Here is a 2,412-nt window from a genome sequence, read left to right as displayed (position 1 = left end):
TGCTTTTTGTCGGGTAAGAAAGGACACGTCACCGCGCCTTTCTCCCCTAAGAACCGGACTTGACAGTTTCCCATCATCCGGCTCAAGCCTCCATGCAACTCAGAAGGTTTTTCCACTGTGAAGGTGTCTATGACAGGCTTTGTGTAGATGAATGAGGTTGTCAATATCATCCGTCCCGCCATCTTTGACTGATACCCTATGGTGCGTATGCCATTCTTCTCCATTGAACAGGTGTTCCCCACAAACGGGACAGTGCCATTGCTGGTTTTCTGCTACCTTATACAGTTTTGACCCTTTTTCAAATCTGGTCTTGCCGTATTTAGTTCTCCGTTTTTCCCAGTATTCATTAAGTGCGGGGTTGTCGGGTGATGAATTGCCACTAACTTTGACGTGTCTGGTTATTGGTATTGTTGCCATCCTCAGTAAGCTGAGTGTCTTAATCTTTCCAGTTCTGTCTTTGGTTGTAACTTTGAATACCCAGTGGTCGTTCCCGACTCTACCGAAGTATTTGTTTTTCACCCATTTTTTACCCTTGTTGGGGTGTCTTTTCTTCGCCCATCGACCTAGTGCTAGCACCATTTCATGGTCAAAGTATGCAAACACCTCTTTACTTACACCATGCTTATAGTAGTTAGCCCATCCTCTCAGGATTGGGTTGAGGTAGTTGATAACTGCTTCAGGTTTGGCCGAGCAGTTATTTCTGAGCCATTCCTTGATTTCTCTTAGTTTAGCTAGAACTTTTTCCTTTTGAGGCTTAACCAAACATTTGCCTTTATAACTTCGGATGTTGAACCCAAGGAAGTTAAAGCCTTCCTTCACATTTGTGACCTTAGTCTTTTCCACGTTAAGCTCTAGTCCTCTTTCACTGAGCCACTGTTTGATAATGGGCTGTATGGCTTCGATATCCTCTTTAGTGGTTGCCGTAATGATGAAGTCATCGGCATATCGGATTAGGCTATATTTCGGGAATTGTATTTCCCTGGTACGTTTTCTTCCTTTCTCTGTAGACTCATAGGTTCTACTACTTTTATATTGAGACAGTAGTTCTTCTAACCCATTTAGAGCTATATTCGCCAGTAATGGCGAAACAATTCCCCCTTGAGGAGTACCTTGATTGGTGCTGTGGAATATCTCTGCCTCTACATATCCTGCTTTTAGCCACTGTTTGATTAACTCTCTGCCGGGGACTTTCCCTATCGCTTTGAGGATGTACTCGTGGCTAATGTTATCGAATGCCCCCTTAATGTCGGCATCAAGTACCCATTCATCCTTGCCATGTCCATTAAGGCGATACCACAATTGTTCTATAGCATCGTGGCAATTTCTTCCCGGGCGAAAGCCAAAACTGTTTGACTCAAAACGAGCCTCCCAAGTAGGCTCTAGAGCATTCTTGACTACTGCCTGCATTACTCGGTCTTTGATTGTTGGAATACCCAATGGCCTTTGTTTTCCATTTGCTTTAGGAATGTGAACCCTCTTAGTTGGGCGAACTTTCCACGGAGTATTCTTTTTCTGTGCTTCATTGACCAAGGCTACCCTAGCTTCGGGGTTTAATACTTTCTGGTTATCTATACCCGCCGTTTTCTTCCCCCGATTTTCTAAGGAAACCTTTCTTACCGACAGCAGCAGGTTGGAGTAGCTGCGTAACATCAACTTCATCAGGCTACGCACCTTATTCCATTGACGGTTCTGAGTGGCGCGGTAAATCCTCTGTCTTAGGTTTCTCACCCGCTTTTTAACGAGGTTCCACTTGATGGAACCCCAGTCTTTTAACGGTTCTTTCGTTCCGATGTCATTTCTGACTCTATCTTGCACGTTAGTTCGATTCCCTTACGTTGGTTTATCGCTGAAGACCCACTGGAAGTCTGCCATCTTTCGATGTGGAGCAAATTTTGAACTCTTATCCCCTGTATTACCCAAGGGCATTCGCTTTTTCCAGTATCCTTTACCCTCTAGATGATTCATCCTTCCTTACGGTTGGCTTACTCTGAGTCTCGAACGCTACAGAGAATCTATAGGGCTTACTGTAGTTTCAAGTTTTTGAGATTCGTTTGGGGAGAATTCTGTCTATGCCCCGGTAGGGTTTTGTTCTATCATTAAAGAGAAAATTCCAGCTCTTTAACCACCTACTTGCCTTTTGGCTAGTGTGTATCAGCCTTATTTCACACTTTTTTCCTGACGAGGCTTTAATGACAATTCACTTTCGTTAATCCTTCCAAACTTCCCCTTGCTCTTGCCTAAATTAGGCTTTTAGGCTTGAATACTTTCATGGCCTGCATTCCATTGAGTTCATTACTTACTATCAATGTGACCGGAGTCATAGACTCTTTTATGTGGGGATAGTGGGACAGAATCCACTAACAGAGACTGCTCTGTACTCATTTAACTTAACTTTCTACATCGCACAAATTT

Annotated in this window: 1 protein-coding gene; it reads right to left on the bottom strand. The window is 43.6% G+C overall.

All coding sequences use genetic code 11. The features are described 5' to 3' along the window. Nucleotides 1-99: 99 nt before the first annotated feature. Nucleotides 100-1,815 carry a group II intron reverse transcriptase/maturase gene (ltrA, locus tag F6K18_RS35915; protein WP_287528129.1) on the bottom strand — a complete coding sequence of 572 codons (1,716 nt, stop codon included), beginning with the start codon at nucleotides 1,813-1,815 and terminating at the stop codon, nucleotides 100-102. Nucleotides 1,816-2,412 lie beyond the last annotated feature (597 nt).

The organism is Okeania sp. SIO2C2 (genome assembly GCF_010692625.1).
Classification (GTDB): Bacteria; Cyanobacteriota; Cyanobacteriia; order Cyanobacteriales; family Microcoleaceae; genus Okeania; species Okeania hirsuta.
The sequence above is the reverse complement of the archived record's forward strand: the minus strand, read 5'-3'. Positions and strand labels throughout refer to the sequence as shown.